The following is an 18,242-nucleotide window of genomic DNA, read 5'->3' on the forward strand; positions in this document are numbered from 1 at the left end:
ATTAGAAAAATGATAGTAATCCAAGCTGAGATTATTCCTCCATTTGACAAAAAACATCCGGAAGGTTCAGGAACCTCCTGAACCTTCCATTGCCTTCAATGGTTATGCATACGAATGTAGCCCTGCGATCACAAGGTTTACAAAAATAAGGTTGAACATAATAATGGCAAAACCGATCACGGCAAGCCATGCCGACTTTTCCCCGTGCCAGCCTCTTGAAAGCCTGAGATGCAGATAGGCGGCATAAAATAAAAAGGTGATCAGCGCCCATACTTCTTTTGGATCCCAGCCCCAGAACCTGGTCCAGGCCAGCTGCGCCCAAATCATCGCAAAAATAAGCGCGCCCAGCGTGAAAACGGGAAAACCGATGGATACGGAGCGGTAGCCGATTTCATCGACAAGATCGAGATTCACATTCTTCACCAGCGGCTGTAACAGCTGGCTGACGCGTTTTCTGATGATCAATCTGATCAAGCCGTAAAGCAACATACCGGCACCGAATGACCAAACGACCGTATTCAGCTTGCGCCCGGAAAAAACAGGCGGCACATTGAAAAGCGGCTCCATTTTTTCCTTTGTCAAAAGCTCTCCCTTATTCGGGCCGATGAGCGCAGGAAGCTCGTAAACCATGACATCTTCCTGACCGTTTTTATCGATCCACTTGAACTGCGCCTCATAACCCCCTATTCTGAATGCGGTGGTTACAATGATGAATGCAAGCGTCGTCACGAGCATAAACATCACAAACTCAAGCCAGAACGTTTTTTTGCCCGGTTTTGATTGATCGACATGCTTGAGCAGAAAGATGGCGCCGGCGACAAAGCTGATGGCGAGTATCGCCTGCCCGAGCGCAGCCGTTGTCACATGAATATACAGCCAGCTGCTTTGCAGCGATGGTATCAGCGGCGTAATATCAGTCGGGAACATGCTGGCATATGCGATTAAAAGCAGGACAACCGGCAGTGTAAACAGCCCCAAAGCGGAAAGCTTGTAAATAAAATAGATGATGAGAAAGGCCAGTACCAGCATCATGCTGAATGCCGTTGTAAATTCAAAGAGATTGCTGACCGGAGCATGTCCTGATGCGATCCATCTCGCAATAAAATATCCCAGCTGGCATACAAATCCGGCGATCGTGATCAAAACGGCGATGGATGCCCACCGGTTCTTTTTTACTGGCGCTGATGTTTTGCTTCTGATTGAGCCGCCAAAAAAGAAGACCGCTGCGAGATACAAGAGAAATGCCGCGTACAATAAATTGCCGCTAAGCTCTGCCATGAAAACCCCTCCCTATGCTGGCGTTTATTTTTTTTCCTTCAACAGTTCTTTTTGGTCGGCCGGTTCGCTTATCCCCGTGTCCGCCAGTACTGTCTGAAAGTCTTTTTTCAACCCGTACCAGTTTTTGTTTGTATGTCCGCTGGCGAGCACCTGTCCGTCTTGCGTTCTGAGCCAAATCCTTCTGTGGTGCCAATACATACCTTGTATAACACCGATCATAAAGATGATGCCGCCTGTCATGAGCACCCATAGTGTCAAATCTTTTCTGACCGTAAGCCCTGAGAGGTTCTTCGTTTCAACATGGTCAAACTTCATTTTGTATTTGTTGTTGTCAGAGCCTTCTATCGTCTCCTGAATCGCTACAAAGCTCTTTTCCCCTTTAGGCCTGTCCGGCGCGGTGATCTGAAAAACGAAAGCCGGATTGTTCGGATTTCTCGTTTTCGTGCTCGGTTCACCGGCTTTATTAAAATAAAAATCTGGCAGATAGCTTGCGAGATGCACCTTGTAACCGTTGCCAAGATCGTAGTCCGACTTCGGCTCCAGAAGGTCGATCGACACCTTGCCGAACGATTTCCCGCTGTCTTTTTCGATAAGCTGGAACACCATCTTGTCGAGCTCGCCTTCCCTGTAATCCAGCTGATAAAGCGCAAAAGAATCGAATTTCAGCGGATCGTTGACTCTGATCGTGTCGTTTTTCACTTTTTTTAATTCAGGGTCTTCACCGGGAAGGCTGGCATGTTCACTTTCATAAAGTTCGACATCTGTCTGAAAATTCTTCGCCACCATTCCGTCTCCGGCTTTATTGATCGCTTCCGAAAATACTTCTTTTTCCTTTTCACTCTTGTACATTTCCCTTTTAAACTGGTGGTTCTTCAGATAGTAGCGGCCGTCCGTACCCGGAATAGGGACGGTTTCCCCTTCCCTGATCCAAAGGGTTTCATCGACATACATCCCCGGAACAAAACGAAGCATGACACCGATGAGGAAAATGATCAGACCGACATGATTGACATAAGGGCCCCATCTTGAAAAACGCCCTTTTTCAGCAAACAGGTTGCCGTTTTCCTCCTTCACGCGGTAGCGCTTTTGTTTCAGCCGCTCGATGATTTGCGTCCTCACGCTTTCAGACATGACGGAATCGGTCCGGCTGAACAGCCTCTGCCTCTCCATAAAATTCGGATTGCGGATCACTCCCTGATTTTTCAAGGCCCTGTACAGCGGGACGACGCGGTCAAGGCTGCAAATGACCAGGGAAACGCCGATTGAGGCGACGAGGATGATAAACCACCATGAGCCGTAAAGGTTGTGAAACCCGAGAAGATAATAGATTTGTCCCAATAGTCCGTATTGTTCTTCATAATATGTATCAGCCTGCGCACCCGGCGGCAAAAACATTTCCTGCGGAAAAATCGTTCCGAAAGCCGAAGCGGTGAGCGTAATCACGATCAGCCAGACGCCGACCTTTACAGATGAAAAGAAGTTCCAAATTTTATCTACAATCGTTTTATTGTAAGTTTGGGAGCGCCTCGCGCTGCCGTCATATCGCATATCAAGGAGTTTGGCGTCCTGTTTTTTCAGCGGCTTTCCGCACGATTCGCACAGAACGGTTCCTGTCGGATTTACATGACCGCATTCGCATTTGATTTCTTTCATCATGATGATCCCTCAGGCTTGATCATTGTCATGTAATCATGGATCATGCGCTCCGTCATTGTCCCTGTGACCACTTTGACGATCTCGCCTTCCGGGTTGATCAAAAATGTGGTCGGAAGCGGGGTGACATCGTACGCATCCACCACCTGCCTGTCCTTGTCAAGCACCACGGGAAAATTGACGCCGTAGGCTTTCATAAAGTTTTGCACGGCAAGGTTTGATTCCCCGACATTGACGGCAACGATCTCCACTCCTTGATCCTTAAACTCCTTATACTGTTTAGCCATATAAGGAAATTCCTTTTTGCATGGTTCACACCACGTTCCCCAAAAGTTTAAAAAGACCCCTTTGCCTTTTAGTTCGTCCAGCTTGAGACGGTTTCCGTCCACATCCTCCAGCGAGAAATTGGGCGCTTTCTCCCCCACTGCCGCGCTTTCGTTGTTTTGAAATACAGCGCTGTAAAGCGTATAGCCAAGCGCCGCCAGCAAAACAAGGAGAATGACTGTCCGAATGTAAAAACGCTTTTTCTTCATATTCCGCCCCCTCATTTAGACACTCAGTATCATTATAGCATCCTGATACTGACTGCCTTTTTTCTTTTTTTGAAGGTTGTGTGAAAATTTAGAAAGCATGTTTGCCGTGTTCCGCCATGGCCCTGAGCCTCTTTACTTCATGCGGTGTCAGCTCTCTCTTCTCTCCCGTTTTCAGCCCCTGCAGATTCAAAAAGGCGTATTCCTCCCTTTTCAGTTTGACCACTTCATGGCCGATCGCTTCAAACATCCTCCGCACTTGCCGGTTGCGTCCTTCATGAATGGTAATTTGGACGATGCTGGTTTGCTTTTTCTTGTCGAGCGAAAGCAGTTTCACTTTAGCCGGGGCGGTTTTTCCTTCCTCAAGCTTGACGCCGCGCTCGAGCGTTTTTAAGTTTTCCTTTGCCGGGATGCCTTTCAGCTTGGCCACGTACGTTTTGTCGATCTGGTATTTCGGGTGCATCAATTTATTGGCGAAGTCCCCGTCATTCGTCAGCAGAAGCAGTCCGCTTGTATCATAGTCGAGCCGTCCGATCGGGTAAATCCGCTGCGGAACCTCTTGGAAAAAGTCGGTCACCACTTTCCGCCCTTTATCATCTTTCACCGCGGAAATCACGCCCCTCGGCTTATAAAAGAGGAAATAAACCGGCTCTTCGGATTCAAGCTGAATGCCGTTTACTTCTATCCGGTCTGAACTCGTCACTTTGACGCCGAGCTCTCTGACTGTTTTGCCATTGACCGTCACTTTTCCTTCTTTTATCAGCTCTTCCGCCTTTCTTCTTGATGCAATTCCGGCGTGAGCGATCACTTTTTGCAGTCGTTCCATATCTTTCACCTCATGTATTATCTTACTTTTTTCCAATTCAACAAACAAGCATTCAGTGCGGCTTGTTCGCGTAAAAACCTGAACTCCGCCCTTTAATGTATCCTTTCTCAGCCCAAAAGTAAAACAGTTTTGGCCAAAAAGCAAAAAAAGCGCCTGTTTAGGCGCTTCCAAACAACAAGGCAACAATGATGACAGAAGCGATGACACCCGCTAAATCGGCAAGCAGGCCCACCTTTAAAGCATCCCCCATTTTTTTGATTCCAACCGCCCCAAAATAGACGGTCAGGACATAAAGGGTCGTGTCTGTCGATCCCTGCATGACGGAGGCAAGACGGCCGATAAACGAATCAGGCCCGTAAACGGCGATCAGATCTGTCGTCATGCCGAGCGCCGCCGTTCCTGAAATCGGCCGGATCAAGGCGAGGGGCACGACCTCTGTCGGCATGCCGACGGCAGTAAAAACGGGTTTCAATATATCCATAAAAAAATCGAGCGCCCCGGAGGAGCGGAAAACCGTGATCGCCACAAGCATCCCGACCAGGTAGGGGATGATGGAAAACGCAATTTGGATCCCTTCTTTTCCCCCTTCTACAAACGCTTCATAAGTCGGAACTTTTTTAAATGTGCCATATAAAAGAATCGAGGCGATGATAAACGGGATAAGGGCTAAAGAAAGCCAATTGATGAATTCCAAACGCTCACCCCTTCTTTTTTCTTCTATAATAAAAATACCTGTCGATGATAATTGCAACAATTCCTGATATCAGCGTCGCCAAAATCGTCGGTCCGACGATGTCTGTCGGCGATTTTGAATCATAAGTCATTCTGACCGCAATCACCGTCGTCGGAATGAGTGTAATGCTTGACGTATTGACCGCCAAAAAGGTGATCATCGAACGGCTCGCCTCGGCGCGGTTTTGATTGAGCGCCTTCATTTGTTCCATCGCTTTGATGCCGAGCGGTGTCGCCGCGTTGCCAAGTCCGAAAAAATTGGCCATTAAATTGGATAAAATGTACCCCATCGCCGGATGGTCGGGAGGAATATCAGGAAACAGCTTTGAAATGAACGGACGGCACATGCGGCTGAATTTGTCGAGGAGCCCGGACTGCTCGGCTATTTTCATCAGCCCCAGCCAGAAGACCAGGACACTCATCAGTCCGATCGCGATGGTGACCGCTTCTTTCGCTCCTTTAAATACAGCTTCGTTCACTTCTTGAACCGTTCCGTTCACAAGCGCAAACACAAGACCGATGACCGTTAAACCGACCCAGATTATATTGACCATGATGGACCGCCCGCCGCTTTTTTAAAAACAGATTGAAAGGTATCAAGGAACGATTTTTTCGGCTTTTTGTTCCGTTCATTTTCATAGTACACAGGCAGGTCGGCAATCGTTTTTCCGTCCAGTTTCACCTTCATCCTGCCAATGATGTCCGGAATCGCTTTTTCGTTTTTCCGCCAAGATTTCTTCGGCTCGAGAAGTTCTAAGTCGATCTTCACCTCGTCTTTTTCCTCATCGCTTAAGAGATACTTGACATCGCGTTTAATAAAAACTTTGCTTCCATAAAACGAATCCCGCAGCCTGTGAATTTCTCCTTTTTTGGCAACAACATACGTTTTATAATGATCGTAACAATAGCTGAACATATTGATATGATCATTCCAATCATCAGGAGCGTTGATCGTGACCGCGATCAGATCTGTGCCGTCTTTAGAGGAAGTGGATACGAGCGTGCGCTTTGCAAGCTTTGTGTACCCCGTCTTGCCCCCTGTGCTGTAGCGGTACAAGCCTGTTAAAAGCTTGTTTTTGTTTCTCCAGATTCCCTGCATCGTTTCCGCTTTGTAATGCTTTGTTCCGGCGATTTTTCGGTATGTCTGATTTGTCATCGCATATTTTGTCAAAAGCGCCATGTCATATGCGGTTGAATAATGGCCGGCATGATCATCAAGACCGTGGGGATTGCGAAACACGGTGTTTTCCATCCCGAGATCGGCCGCTTTTTGATTCATCATATACACAAAGCCTTCAAGACTGCCGCCGACGTGTTCGGCAATCGCCACGGCGGCGTCATTTCCCGATCTCAGCATGAGACCGTATACAAGGTCTTTTAGCTTAACTTTTTGTCCGCTCGTCAAATATATGGAAGAACCTTCCGTACCTGCAGCCCTGTCTGAGACTGTCACGGTATCCTCCAATTTTCCCGACTCGATCGCCAAAATGGCCGTCATGATCTTCGTGATGCTTGCAATGCGCCGCTTTTCATGTTCATCCTTGGCAAATAAAACCCTGCCGGATTGACCGTCTATGACAATTGCGCTTTTTGCGCTGACATGAATGGAAGCCTCTGCTTCAGCGATTTGAAAAGAAGAGAAAAAAAGAAAAAAAAGAATGGCCGCTGCTGCAGTTCGTTTTAGAAAGCGCATTTTTCTCACGTCCTTGTTGTTGTTTGTACAAGTTTATGCGCTTGTCTAACCGATATGATCATCAAATGTGCAATTCTTAAAAAATCGCATGAAAAAACTCCCCCTCAAAAGGGAGAGTTCGGGTAATTTTATCTTGGATGAACCACCTTCATCTGATAGTCCGTTGCATAGTATTCCAATTCTTCTCTCATCGATTGGTATCCCGTTTCAAGAGAAGCCATCAATTTTTTTAATGAGGCCGGCGCTGGTTCGTGAAAGCGAATGGCGTGCCTTCCCGTATAAGCTGCTCTGCTGTCTTCATACCACGTTTCTTTTTTCGGTGTAAAAAATTCCTCTATGCATCGATGATAAATCTGATAGAGCGTCCTTTCCGCCGCAGCATCCCGAAAAGGCTCCTGCTGCAGCATGACTCGACAGGCTGAAAGTCCTTCTTCACAGTAGACCGTAAGCTTTCTTAAATTGCTGAGGACATCCCGGAAATAGGCGCTTCGTCCCGGTTCTTCCGTTTCCAGAGATGAAAGCGTTGTTTCGTTCAAATAATCGCTCAGCGTCTGTACAGCCTGTGATAAAAATTCCTCTGCCTGCTCGGTTTGGGCTCTTGCCATAGATTTTCCCATTGGTGTCGGCACCCTCTCCTCATCGCTTTGTTACAATCGTATTCTTACGTCGTTTAAATTAAACATAAAAAATACGATAATATATATTATCATACTTCGTTCTTAAGGTGAATCTATTTTAAATCTTCAAACGTCTGATTGAAATTCTCGAAGAATAAATCAGCTTCCTCCTGCACCCCGTCTTCTTCGACGTTTTCAGGCAGCGGCGGAAGTTCTTCAAGCGCCTTTAATCCAAACTGCTCTAGAAATGTGTCTGTCGTTCCGTATAAAATCGCCCGGCCCGGCCCATCCGCTCGTCCTACTTCACAGAGCAGCGCTTTTGCGACAAGGCTTTGGAGAATCCGTTCGGATTTAACCCCCCTTATATCTTCGACTTCAGCCCTTGTAATCGGCTGTTTATATGAGACGATGGCCAACACTTCAAGCGCCGCCTGGGAAAGCCCTTTTGAAGGAGCTTCGATCAGCTTTTTCAAATAGACGGCAAATTCTTTTTTTGTCGAAAGCATGTAAGTGTCTGCGTATTCAACAAGCTCAATGCCTCTGTCTTCCTGTTCATAGCTTTCCTTTACGTCATGCATAATATCCTGAAGCTCTGTTTCATCGATTTCCAAAACGGATAACAGCTGTTTTTTGGTAAGGCCTTCGTCTCCCGCCGCATAGAGCAACGCTTCGACAATGGCCTTCCAATTCACGATATCAAGCGTCATGAATCGCTTCACTCCCTGTGATGTAAATATCTGAAAAATTATGTTCCTGTTCAATGATGATCAGCTGATTTTTCATCAGCTCCAATATCGCTAAAAACGTCACGACCAAATGCTCTTTTTGTTCATACGGAAACAGTTCCGTGAAGTTGATTCTTTTTCGGGCCGATTTCAAATTGTCGACGATTTGCGCCATTCTTTCTTCGATCGGGATTTCCTGCCTTGAAATCCTCGTTTCCGAAGGACGGCTGATTTTCTTCCGGTTCAGCACCTTTTGAAATGCGCCGAGCATATCATAAACCGTTACCGAAAGCTTTTGTTCGCTCAGCTTGATTTCCTTGGCGTAGCTGCTTAAGTCGCTCGGCGGTTTGGCGAACGATTTTTGCCGCTCTTCTTCACGCTCTTTTAAATTTTGCGCCGCACTTTTGTACTTTCTGTACTCTATCAATTTTTCAATCAATTCTTCTCTCGGGTCCTCTTCCTCTTCAAGAAACTCCTCATCAAACAGCTCTTCTTCTTGTTTCGGAAGGAGCATCCGGCTTTTAATGCTGAGCAGGGTGGCGGCCATCACCAAATATTCGCTCGCTACATCTAACTCAAGCTCACGCATCGTATGCACATATAATAAATATTGCTCGGTTATCTTCGCAACAGGTATGTCATAAATGTCTATCTCGAGCCGATTGATAAGATGCAAAAGCAAATCCAACGGTCCTTCAAACGCCTCGATTTTCACCTGATATTCCATGATCATTTCTCACCATTTTCACAATCGCTTCTTTGCCGGCCTAAACTGGCTACCCTTAAGTATAAATTACGCGTCTATCCGAAGTCCAATATAATTTGCAAAGCCCCAGGAGGCATCCGCCTATACAAATTGAGAAATACACACATAGAATATGGTGAATTCTTAAATAGAGGAGGGAACAGCATGAGCGGTCAAGGCTTCGGCTACGGCGGAGGTTTTGCTTTGATTGTGGTTCTGTTTATTTTGTTAATTATTGTAGGAGCCGCATGGATCTATTAATATAAAAACGGCTGATCGCCATGAGCGTCCGCAATAAACGGACGCTCATTTTCCTAAAAACTCGCGGGCACTCCCTCGCGTTTTTTCTTTGCCGGGTTCTTGTGATACACTTGAACGGAAAAGAAAAGGAGGCTGTCGGATGTATCCCGAAGCTTACATCGATTATCTGGCTGAATTTCATGGATCAAGGGATTATTTTGAGTGCCATGAAATTTTGGAGGAACATTGGAAAAAAGAACCTCTGGGAGCACGGAAGCTTTACTGGGTCGGTTTGATCCAGCTGGCCGTCGCCCTCTACCATCAGCGGAGAAACAACTTCACCGGCGCGAAAAGGTTAATGGCAAACAGCATCCGCATTCTCGAAGGCGAGCAGACGGCCGTTGAATCACTCGGATTAGACTACAGCCGGCTCATCAGCCTGCTAAAGCATACTTACCGAAAAATCGAATCGCATTCTCCTTACGAAAGCATCATGCTTCCCATTGCAGACAAGGCGCTTGAGGAGCGATGCCGAAAAAAATGCGAACAGCAATCCTATCCATGGGGGCGGACAAGCGTTGTACAGGACGCCTTCCTCATCGATAAACACCGGCTGAGAGACCGGAGTGAAGTGCTGGCCGAACGGGAAAAAGAAATCGCGCGGCGAAAAAAGAGCAGAGGCCGATAGCAGCCTCTGCTCATTTGTTATATGTGATGTCTTCATTTTCGTGATCCTGACAGCGTTCAAAAAATCCTTTCGTTAATTCATTCGGAACCAGCGGTTTTGGGTCAAACATCTGCGAAACGGCCGATACCATTTTTTTGCCGATTCCTTGATGACGGTGAGACGGGTTTACACTGATATGCTTAATTTCAACTTCTTCTTCTCTTTTTTCTACTCCTACACAGCCGACGATATCCTCGCCTTCTTTCCAGAGGAAAAGCTGTCTTTCAGCGTCCGTTTCATAGTCTTTTATTGTCTGCTGAAGCTGCTTGACATCCTTCTCATTCGGCATGAACGAAAGGAGACCCATCGCAATCTTTTCGAATGACTTTTTATAACGAATTAACATAAATACCCCTCAATATATCAAAATGTGGATCTTACGAAGGCTAGTCGCTTCACATCACATTATAAACATTTTTAATACCTTTTTAAACTCTTTTTCGGCAATTATTGAAGCGACCGGGTCAGGTTTGCCATTTCAATCGCCGCAACAGCAGCCTCAGCGCCTTTATTGCCGGCTTTCGTTCCGGCGCGTTCTATCGCCTGCTCTATCGTTTCAGTCGTCACGACTCCAAAGATGACCGGAACACCAGTCGACATGCCGCTTGCTGCGATTCCCTTTGCCGCTTCATTGCACACATAGTCATAATGGCTTGTCGCCCCCCTGATCACCGTACCCAGCGTGATCACCGCGTCATACTTTTTCGTTTCAGCCATTTTTTTCGCGATCAATGGAATCTCAAATGCACCGGGAACCCAGGCGACATCGATATCATCAGATTTGACCCCATGTCTTAAGAGCGTATCTTCTGCACCGCTTAACAGCTTGCTTGTAATAAAATCGTTGAATCTTGATACGACAATGCCGATTTTCAAATCTGTTCCAACTACATGGCCTTCAATTTTATTCATATGAATCCCGTCCTTTTTTGTGATGATTTCTGTATTAAAAATGAAGCATATGCCCCAGTTTTGCTTTTTTCGTTTTTAAATAATGTTCGTTGTCTTTGTTCGCTTCCATCTGCAGCGGAATTCTGCCGGCGATTGTTAAACCGTAGCCTTCAAGACCGGCAATTTTCCGCGGATTGTTCGTTAAAAGCTTCATGTTTTTCACGCCTAGATCCCTTAAGATTTGAGCGCCGATGCCGTAATTTCGCAGGTCTGGACGAAAGCCGAGCTGTTCGTTTGCCTGTACGGTGTCATAGCCTTCCTCCTGAAGCTTGTAGGCCTTCAGCTTATTGATCAGACCGATGCCTCTTCCTTCCTGCCGTAAATATACGAGGACGCCGCGGCCGGCGTTTTCAATTTGCGACAGCGCGGCGGCGAGCTGCGGACCGCAGTCACAGCGGTGAGAGCCGAAAACATCGCCCGTCAGACACTCTGAATGAACCCTGACAAGCACAGGTTCGTCACCAAACGGAACATCCCCTTTGACAAGGGCAATATGCTCTTTATTGTCAATTTCGTTTGTGTAGCCAAACACCTTGAAGGTGCCGAAATCTGAAGGAAGCGTGATGCCTACTTCGCGGTTGATCAGCGTTCCTTTGCTGTATCGGTATTCGATGAGATCTTTGATCGTAATCATTTTCAGACCGTGCTGATCAGCAATTTTTTTGAGCTCCGGAACCCTCGCCATCGTCCCATCTTCATTCATGATCTCGCAAATAACGCCGGCAGGCTTGGAACCGCACGCCGCCGCAAGGTCAACGGCCGCTTCCGTATGCCCTGCTCTTTTGAGCACGCCGCCTTTTTTCGCGATCAGCGGGAAAATATGCCCCGGTCTTTTAAAATCAAGCGGGCCGGCGTTTTCGTCGATCAGCGACATCACCGTCAAAGAGCGCTCCTGAGCGCTGATTCCTGTCTTTGTCTCACGGTGGTCCACACTGACCGTAAAGGCGGTGTGATGAGCATCTGTATTTTCATCCACCATCGGATGAAGGTCGAGCCTTGACGCGATCTCTTCGGTCAGCGGCGCACAAATCAAGCCTCTTCCATGGGATGCCATGAAGTTGATCACCTCTGGTGTCGCATGTTCGGCCAGTGCGACGAAGTCACCCTCATTTTCCCTGTCTTCATCATCGACCACGATGATAACTTTCCCCTGCTTTAGATCGTGTATCGCTTCATCAATTGTATGAAACATGGGCATGCGCCTCCTTTCATCAAAACCCGTTTTCTTTTAAAAATGCTGCAGTGATTGTCGGTGTCTGCTGTTCTTGATTTTGCTGGTGAAGAAACCGGTAAATGTATTTGCCGATCATATCGCACTCAATATTGACGATGCTTCCGACCTTTTTTTCCGGAAAAATCGTTTCATCCAGTGTGTGCGGAATGAGCGAGACAGTGACTTGATCCTCGGTCAATCCGAAGATCGTCAGGCTGACACCGTCAACGGCGATGGAACCTTTTATAACAAGCATTTTCGCCAATGCTGGCTCAAGCTTTAAATCATAGTATACGGCGTTTTCCGCTTTTTCTATCCGGACAATGGTTGCCGTGCCGTCGACATGCCCCGACACCATGTGGCCGCCAAAACGGCCGTTCGCCGCCATCGCCCTTTCCAGGTTGACGGCACTGCCTTTTTTCAATGTGCCGAGCGATGTCGCTTTCAGCGTTTCCAGCATGACGTCGGCCGTAAACTGACCTTTTTTAAAATCATTGACGGTCAGGCAGACTCCGTTGACCGCAATGCTGTCGCCAAGCTTGACATCTTCGGTCACTATGTTTGATTGAATGACTAAAGACATGGCGTTTCCTGCCTTTTTCAAGTCTAAAATCGTTCCGACTTCTTCAATGATGCCTGTAAACATGGGCCACCACCCTATTCTTTTATCGGTTTAGCTGCCAGTTTTACATCCTGGCCGATTTTCGTAATGGTTGTGAATTGTAATAAGGGGACATCTTTCATCGATTGAAAGCCTTCACCGGAGATGGCACTGGGAGAAGAAAACCCTCCGATTAATTTTGGGGCAAGATAGAAGATGATCTGCTGATAAAGTCCTTCTTTGACAAAGCTTGCATGAACGGTCGATCCGCCTTCAACATAGACAGAAGCGATGCCGTTTTCCGCCAGATGCTGAAGCACTTCCTTTACTGAAATCGACTCGTTGCCGAAAACAATGATCTGAACGCCTTTTTCCTCGAGATGGCGGACGATGTCTGGATCGGCCTTGGATGTCGTGTAAATCCAAGTGGGCGCTTCTTTGTCATGAATCACCTTGGCGTCAAGCGGAATCGTCAGGCTGGTGTCGAGTATCACCCTGACCGGCTGATTCACCACACCGGGCAGCCGGCACGTCAGACTCGGGTCGTCCGCTTTTATTGTGCCCACACCGACTAAAATACTCTGATGATTTTTTCGGTACTTATGAGCATCCATCCTGGCTTCACTGGAGGTGATCCATTTGCTGTCGCCTGTACTTGTAGCCGTTTTGCCGTCAAGGCTTGCAGCGGCCTTTAATGTAACATACGGCAGTCCCGTCCGCATGAAATGCATGAATTTTTCGTTCAGCTCTTCCGCCTGCTCTTTGAGAACACCTGTCGTCACTTCAATTCCGGCTTCCTGCAGCATCTTGATTCCTCTTCCGGAAACAAGCGGGTTCGGATCTTCGGCAGCAACAACGACTCTGCTGAGCCCGGAGCGAATGATCAGCTCCGCGCATGGCGGCGTTTTTCCGTAGTGGCTGCAAGGTTCAAGCGTGACGTATATCACAGCTCCTTCTGCATGGCGCCCCGCCATTTGAATGGCGTGCACTTCAGCATGCGCTTCACCGTATTGTAAGTGGGCCCCCATTCCGACAACCTGACCGTCCTTTACGACGACAGCTCCGACAAGCGGATTGGCGCCGGTCTGCCCCTCGCCCTGTTTTGCCAGTTCTAATGCGAGATTCATATAATCCTCGTCCTTCAATTCCTTCCCTCCCTTCTTTTGTAAGCTTCACGCAAAAAACCCCGGAATATACATTCCGGGGTTTAATTTTTGTGCATGAGAAATAAAACTATGCATGACAATATTTTTCACATAGTTTACATCATCCTTCTCCCATCCAGACTTTCACTGTCGGCTTCAGCTTTTCACTGAATCCACCGCCTGCATAGCGCAGAGCGGGTCACGGGCTCTAAAGCGTCTCCAAAGCTTTACTACCGCCGGTCGGGATTTTCACCCAGCCCCGAAGGATACAATCGATATTTTCTTGTCCTTATGCGTATTATAGCGGCCCGATGTCGAAATTGCAATGAAAACCGCTTTCTATAGAAAAAACCCTCTGCAGGCAGAGGGCCGTTAGTTCGTCACCTTGACGACTTTTATCAATCCTTCGATTCTGTTTGAATTGCTGAAATATGCTTTGACTTTGTCTCCTTCTTTAATATCGGACAAGTCCTGATCGAGATTTTTCGCATCAAAAATAATTTTTGTTCCGTTATCAGCAATTCCGTGGTACTCAGTACCATCAATTTTAGTTATTTTATATTGATGAATGGTATAGTCTTTTTCTCCGGATGAGACCGTTTGACTGAGCGCTGTTGAAGCATCCTGCATGCTTCCGTTTTTTAAATAGTAGAAGCCCCCTGCCAGCACGGCGGCCAAAATCATCAGCACCGTGAGCTTGACTTTTATTTTCCCCATGATCAAAACCTCCAGAACACATTCTGAACTATCATATGTTTTTTCACTTTATTTGATGAAATAAAAACATTTTCGATTCAGACGGAAAATATGTGGTTTCTAAGTATAACGCAAAATAGTGGCAAATCGTTTCATATTCGGGCGAAATACTCCTTATAACCTACGAATGTACATTCTGTCTTCAGGGGTTGATAGGTCATTAAGACTAAAACGAGACTAAAAGACTACAAAGCCCGATCTGCCTCTTTCACCCGAGCCAAAATCGCCGGGAAGCTTTGCCCGGGGAACACCTGCCGATAACTGCAGATCTGCTGAACGGGCCATTTGATGCAGAATTTCAACAAAACACGCGCTGGCTTACCTATTATTATAAAAAAAGCCCATCCATCCTTCCAGAAAAACGCCGTGTTTTTTGTGTCGCTGTTCCTTATCAGGCGCCGAACCTAAAAAAGATCCCCAGGCAGGAATCTTTTTTGCAAGACGCACCGTCTCAGTGAAATTCAACATCTATTTTTCTTTTATGGTCTTGGTTTTCCTTTGGCATCCTTACTTCAAGCACCCCGTTTTTAGACGATGCTTTTATACCCTCATGGGAGACAGAAGCCGGAAGCATCACAGATCTGTGAAAACGGCCGACAAACCGCTCCTTTCTGTGCATGTTTTCTTCTTGCACTTCATTCGATCTGTTGACAGACCCGCTGATGTGCAGCATGTTGTTTTCAACATCAATATGAACATCTTCCTTGCTTTCAAGCCCCGGAATATCACAGGAGGCTACGATTTCATTTCCGGTTTCATGAACATCCACCCGAATGTCGCCGAACCCGTGCTCTCCTCCGGCATTTGCCGGAAAGTCCGCAAACACCCTGTCAAACTCTCTTCTGATCGTATTTAAATGTTTAAATGGGTCATAAGGTACTAACGGCATCTTTTTTCCTCCTCCTTGTTCTCATGCCTTATTCCTTATGATTCATTACTTTTTACATATTTATACATACAGAATCACCTAAGGGATGGGTGGCGGGCGATCTATAAAAAAAACAGCCCGCATATACCGGGCTGTTTCAAACATTTATGTTTTATGCGTCGTACACTTCGACTTTTTCCATTCCTTGTCCCTGCTCCATTGAAGTCACAGCATCAAGACCTGATGTGACTTTGCCGAAGACCGTGTGAACGCCGTTCAGGTGCGGCTGTGGCTCATGGACGATAAAGAATTGGCTGCCGCCTGTGTCTTTGCCGGCATGCGCCATTGAGAGAGAACCGGCTTCATGTTTATGGGGATTTCCCTCTGTTTCACATTTGATCGTGTAGCCGGGACCGCCTGTTCCTGTGCCGTGCGGGCAGCCTCCCTGGCTGACGAATCCCGGAATGACGCGGTGAAATTTCAGTCCGTCGTAAAACCCTTCGTTCGCAAGCTTTTCAAAGTTGGCGACAGTGCCTGGCGCTGCCTCCGGATATAATTCAAACTCGATTTTTTTGCCGTTTGTTAATTGTATGTATCCTTTTTTAGCCATCTTGATTCTCTCCTTTCATTTGACAAGGCTCATTATATCACAGAAGGGAATCGCAGAGCCAATGCCGAAGCAAATATACACGGCATCTTTTTTCCCGAGGAGGGCTTATAATTGTTGGAACTCTTAATGGCTCCAATGGCTGTCATCGCGATCAGCGTCCTATTGTTATCCTGTTTTATGGCTTCTGTCAAAAATTCAAGAACGATCGCCGAACAAAATGAGATCATCATTGATATTTTGCGAGACATCAGGAAGGAACTGAAAAAGAAGTGATTGAATGAAAAGGCGGGTGTAACAAGCAAATCATTTTGAAACCTCCCCCGCTTTTTATCCGTCTATATTGTCGGAATGGATAAATTCGTTCCGGCAGGCTTCTATCCCCTACAGCAATTTCTGCCTGAAGCCTGCATTTTTAAGGAGGGCATTTAGCTTGAAAAAAACACTACTTGGAATTTGCACAGCATTGTGTCTGCTCATCTTTCCGCAGGTCAGCTTTGCTGACGCCGCAGCGGGAGACGTGATTATTACACTGGGAAAAGACCTGTCAGCTCAGGACAGACAAAAAGTGCTGAATGAAATGAATGCGCCTGATAACGCGACGATCATTGAGGTGACAAATGCTGAGGAGCATAAATATTTAGGAGATTATATCCCGAAAGCGGACATCGGCACTAGAGCGATATCTTCTTCTTCGATTACGATAGCGAAAAAAGGCACCGGTTTGGAGGTCCAAACGAACAACATCAGCAAAATTACCGATGAAATGTATTTAAACGCGCTGATGACGGCAGGAGTCAAGGATGCCAAAATCTATGTCACCGCGCCTTTTGAAGTATCCGGAACAGCCGCTTTAACAGGGCTGATGAAAGCGTATGAAACAACTTCCGGCAAAGAGATTTCCGAAGATGTCAAAAAAGTCGCAAATGAAGAGCTTGTCACCACTTCTGAGCTCGGCCAACAAATCGGCGCTGACAATGCATCAGCACTGCTGGCCAAAGTCAAAGAAGAAGTCGCGAAAAACGGCGGTTCACAATCGAAGGAAGAGATAGAAAAAACGATTGATCAGGCTGCATCTGATTTGGGCATTACATTGACAGATGAACAGAAAAAATCGCTTCTGTCATTGTTTGACAACATGAAAAACATCAACATCGACTGGAACCAGGTTGGAGACCAGCTTGACAAAGCCAAAGACAAAATCACTAAATTCCTAGATTCTGAAGAAGGGAAAAACTTCATTCAAAAACTGATCGATTTCTTTATTTCCCTGTGGAATGCCATCGTTTCCGTCTTCACGGGCGGCGGCGCTTCGGAATCTAATGGATGATCGAATCTATAGTAAAAACACCTCCTTTGATTGCAGGAGGTGTTTTTCTATGAAAGAAGAGAAACTCTCTCAGTCTTGATAGTTTTTCTGAATGAAATCTGCTAACAGCTTTGTGAAGCGGTAAAATGCCGGATTTTGCGTGGACGCCCTGTCTTTCAGTGTGAAGACATCGAATAAAGATTTTCGAAAACCGGTGCTCATTTCAAGCTGGATGCTCAGTCCTGAAATGGATTTGTTGGCGATATTGTCCGGATGGGTTCCGGCATATTTGTCATCGGTGTCAAGCATTTCGGCGGCAAATCCCGCTTTGTTCAATTCGATGACCAGTCGTTTGATTTTTGTGCGGTCTGTCCCGCCCACTTTAATCAGACGTTCCTCCCCATAGTACCCGTGAAGCGACATGATATATTCATGGCTTGCAGCCATCTCGAGCGCTGTTGGCTCGTCGAAGCGGGTGCTTGTAATATGAAGCACACTGTTTCCTGAGGATTTCAGCCCTTCAAACAGGTACATGGAATAGCTTCTGGACAATTCGTTGGCTATTTCGCTTGTTCCCGGTTCTATTCCGCCCCCGTGGATTGCCATGATCAACATCCGGCTGCCGCCATGTTTGGCAACGATTCGGTAATCGGCCGGGTCTTCATGATTTTTTAGTTCTGCAAAGCTGTCATATTGATCAGCGGATTGTGAAGAAAATCCGTGAGCCGCTATTGAAAATGGGAATGAAATCACAGCTAAAATTAATAAAATATTCACAAATCTGTTGATTGCTGTAAATGACTTTGCTGTGTTACAATCAACACATTGCTTCAGGCAATGGAGCATGCGGTGGAGTAGGGATACTTTGGCCGGTTTCATCTACTCCGCCTCTACATCTGAAATCCTTCGCATTTTGATCATGTACTGAACCATCTCCTTTTGTTAAATTTTTGTTAAATTCCCAATATTATATACAATTAGCCCGGATGCTGTTCTATGTATGACATGTTCTTTTTCATAAAAAAA

The 18,242-nt window shown here is 46.5% G+C and carries 23 protein-coding genes and 1 riboswitch; of the genes, 4 read left to right on the forward strand and 19 right to left on the reverse strand.

Translation table 11 applies throughout. The features are described from left to right. Positions 1-102: 102 nt before the first annotated feature. From ccsB to M654_RS14900, 10 genes are all read right to left on the reverse strand, one after another. On the reverse strand, positions 103-1,278 hold the full coding sequence (gene ccsB, locus M654_RS14855; protein ID WP_026587662.1) for a c-type cytochrome biogenesis protein CcsB: 1,176 nt from the start codon (positions 1,276-1,278) through the stop codon (positions 103-105). A 24-nt stretch (positions 1,279-1,302) separates the two neighbouring features. Beyond that, a complete protein-coding gene (gene resB, locus M654_RS14860; RefSeq protein WP_026587663.1) occupies positions 1,303-2,931 on the reverse strand; it encodes a cytochrome c biogenesis protein ResB in 1,629 nt (542 codons plus the stop codon). Next, complete coding sequence (gene resA / locus M654_RS14865; RefSeq protein WP_026587664.1) at positions 2,931-3,464, reverse strand: thiol-disulfide oxidoreductase ResA; 534 nt, start codon at positions 3,462-3,464, stop codon at positions 2,931-2,933. The genes resB and resA overlap by 1 nt, the downstream gene beginning before the upstream one ends. Positions 3,465-3,552: 88 nt before the next feature. Then, the gene (gene rluB / locus M654_RS14870) at positions 3,553-4,287 is read right to left on the reverse strand and encodes a 23S rRNA pseudouridine(2605) synthase RluB (protein ID WP_026587665.1); all 735 of its coding nucleotides are present in this window, start codon (positions 4,285-4,287) and stop codon (positions 3,553-3,555) included. A gap of 157 nt (positions 4,288-4,444) precedes the next feature. Beyond that, entirely contained in the window at positions 4,445-4,981 is a 537-nt protein-coding gene (locus tag M654_RS14875) for a spore maturation protein (protein WP_026587666.1), read from the reverse strand. Positions 4,982-4,985: 4 nt separating this feature from the next. Further along, a complete protein-coding gene (locus tag M654_RS14880) occupies positions 4,986-5,573 on the reverse strand; it encodes a nucleoside recognition domain-containing protein (protein ID WP_026587667.1) in 588 nt (195 codons plus the stop codon). Continuing rightward, a complete protein-coding gene (locus M654_RS14885; RefSeq protein ID WP_026587668.1) occupies positions 5,561-6,712 on the reverse strand; it encodes a D-alanyl-D-alanine carboxypeptidase family protein in 1,152 nt (383 codons plus the stop codon). Before M654_RS14885 ends, M654_RS14880 begins: the two co-directional genes overlap by 13 nt. Positions 6,713-6,840: 128 nt before the next feature. Beyond that, positions 6,841-7,329 (reverse strand): YpuI family protein, encoded by a 489-nt coding sequence (locus tag M654_RS14890; RefSeq protein WP_026587669.1) that lies wholly within the window; start codon positions 7,327-7,329, stop codon positions 6,841-6,843. Between the two features lie 113 nt (positions 7,330-7,442). Beyond that, a complete protein-coding gene (scpB, locus tag M654_RS14895) occupies positions 7,443-8,036 on the reverse strand; it encodes an SMC-Scp complex subunit ScpB (RefSeq protein WP_026587670.1) in 594 nt (197 codons plus the stop codon). Then, complete coding sequence (locus M654_RS14900) at positions 8,026-8,784, reverse strand: segregation/condensation protein A (protein ID WP_026587671.1); 759 nt, start codon at positions 8,782-8,784, stop codon at positions 8,026-8,028. Before M654_RS14900 ends, scpB begins: the two co-directional genes overlap by 11 nt. Positions 8,785-8,964: 180 nt before the next feature. Between M654_RS14900 and M654_RS14905 the strand changes: the two genes are divergently transcribed. Then, entirely contained in the window at positions 8,965-9,060 is a 96-nt protein-coding gene (locus M654_RS14905) for a YjcZ family sporulation protein (protein ID WP_077736562.1), read from the forward strand. A gap of 139 nt (positions 9,061-9,199) precedes the next feature. After that, entirely contained in the window at positions 9,200-9,727 is a 528-nt protein-coding gene (locus M654_RS14910; RefSeq protein ID WP_026587672.1) for a DUF309 domain-containing protein, read from the forward strand. A 10-nt stretch (positions 9,728-9,737) separates the two neighbouring features. Here M654_RS14910 and M654_RS14915 read toward each other — a convergent pair whose 3' ends face one another. The 8 genes from M654_RS14915 to M654_RS14950 form a co-directional block, all read right to left on the reverse strand. Further along, the gene (locus M654_RS14915; protein ID WP_026587673.1) at positions 9,738-10,112 is read right to left on the reverse strand and encodes a GNAT family N-acetyltransferase; all 375 of its coding nucleotides are present in this window, start codon (positions 10,110-10,112) and stop codon (positions 9,738-9,740) included. A 101-nt stretch (positions 10,113-10,213) separates the two neighbouring features. Next, entirely contained in the window at positions 10,214-10,678 is a 465-nt protein-coding gene (gene ribH, locus M654_RS14920; RefSeq protein WP_026587674.1) for a 6,7-dimethyl-8-ribityllumazine synthase, read from the reverse strand. Between the two features lie 34 nt (positions 10,679-10,712). Next, positions 10,713-11,909, reverse strand: a complete 1,197-nt coding sequence (locus M654_RS14925) for a bifunctional 3,4-dihydroxy-2-butanone-4-phosphate synthase/GTP cyclohydrolase II (RefSeq protein ID WP_026587675.1) — start codon at positions 11,907-11,909, stop codon at positions 10,713-10,715. A gap of 19 nt (positions 11,910-11,928) precedes the next feature. After that, entirely contained in the window at positions 11,929-12,576 is a 648-nt protein-coding gene (gene ribE, locus M654_RS14930) for a riboflavin synthase (RefSeq protein WP_026587676.1), read from the reverse strand. A gap of 11 nt (positions 12,577-12,587) precedes the next feature. Further along, entirely contained in the window at positions 12,588-13,658 is a 1,071-nt protein-coding gene (ribD, locus tag M654_RS14935; RefSeq protein ID WP_035428352.1) for a bifunctional diaminohydroxyphosphoribosylaminopyrimidine deaminase/5-amino-6-(5-phosphoribosylamino)uracil reductase RibD, read from the reverse strand. A 138-nt stretch (positions 13,659-13,796) separates the two neighbouring features. Further along, positions 13,797-13,947, reverse strand: a riboswitch (FMN riboswitch). A 101-nt stretch (positions 13,948-14,048) separates the two neighbouring features. Next, positions 14,049-14,393: a hypothetical protein gene (locus tag M654_RS14940; protein WP_026587678.1), complete on the reverse strand. Its 345-nt coding sequence runs from the start codon at positions 14,391-14,393 to the stop codon at positions 14,049-14,051. A gap of 490 nt (positions 14,394-14,883) precedes the next feature. Next, positions 14,884-15,321 (reverse strand): Hsp20/alpha crystallin family protein, encoded by a 438-nt coding sequence (locus tag M654_RS14945; protein ID WP_026587680.1) that lies wholly within the window; start codon positions 15,319-15,321, stop codon positions 14,884-14,886. A 151-nt stretch (positions 15,322-15,472) separates the two neighbouring features. Further along, positions 15,473-15,910 (reverse strand): peptidylprolyl isomerase, encoded by a 438-nt coding sequence (locus tag M654_RS14950; RefSeq protein WP_026587681.1) that lies wholly within the window; start codon positions 15,908-15,910, stop codon positions 15,473-15,475. A gap of 111 nt (positions 15,911-16,021) precedes the next feature. Here M654_RS14950 and M654_RS14955 point away from each other — a divergent pair, with 111 nt between their 5' ends. Beyond that, on the forward strand, positions 16,022-16,183 hold the full coding sequence (locus M654_RS14955; RefSeq protein ID WP_163170562.1) for a hypothetical protein: 162 nt from the start codon (positions 16,022-16,024) through the stop codon (positions 16,181-16,183). A gap of 157 nt (positions 16,184-16,340) precedes the next feature. Continuing rightward, positions 16,341-17,237: a DUF1002 domain-containing protein gene (locus M654_RS14960; RefSeq protein WP_026587682.1), complete on the forward strand. Its 897-nt coding sequence runs from the start codon at positions 16,341-16,343 to the stop codon at positions 17,235-17,237. A 69-nt stretch (positions 17,238-17,306) separates the two neighbouring features. On the opposite strand, the gene M654_RS14965 is transcribed toward M654_RS14960, so the two are convergent. Then, the gene (locus M654_RS14965; RefSeq protein WP_026587683.1) at positions 17,307-18,095 is read right to left on the reverse strand and encodes a poly-gamma-glutamate hydrolase family protein; all 789 of its coding nucleotides are present in this window, start codon (positions 18,093-18,095) and stop codon (positions 17,307-17,309) included. Between the last annotated feature and the right edge of the window lie 147 nt (positions 18,096-18,242).

Origin of the sequence: Bacillus sp. NSP9.1, from assembly GCF_000465465.2 — a bacterium.
In the GTDB taxonomy this organism is placed as follows: domain Bacteria; phylum Bacillota; class Bacilli; order Bacillales; family Bacillaceae; genus Bacillus; species Bacillus sonorensis_A.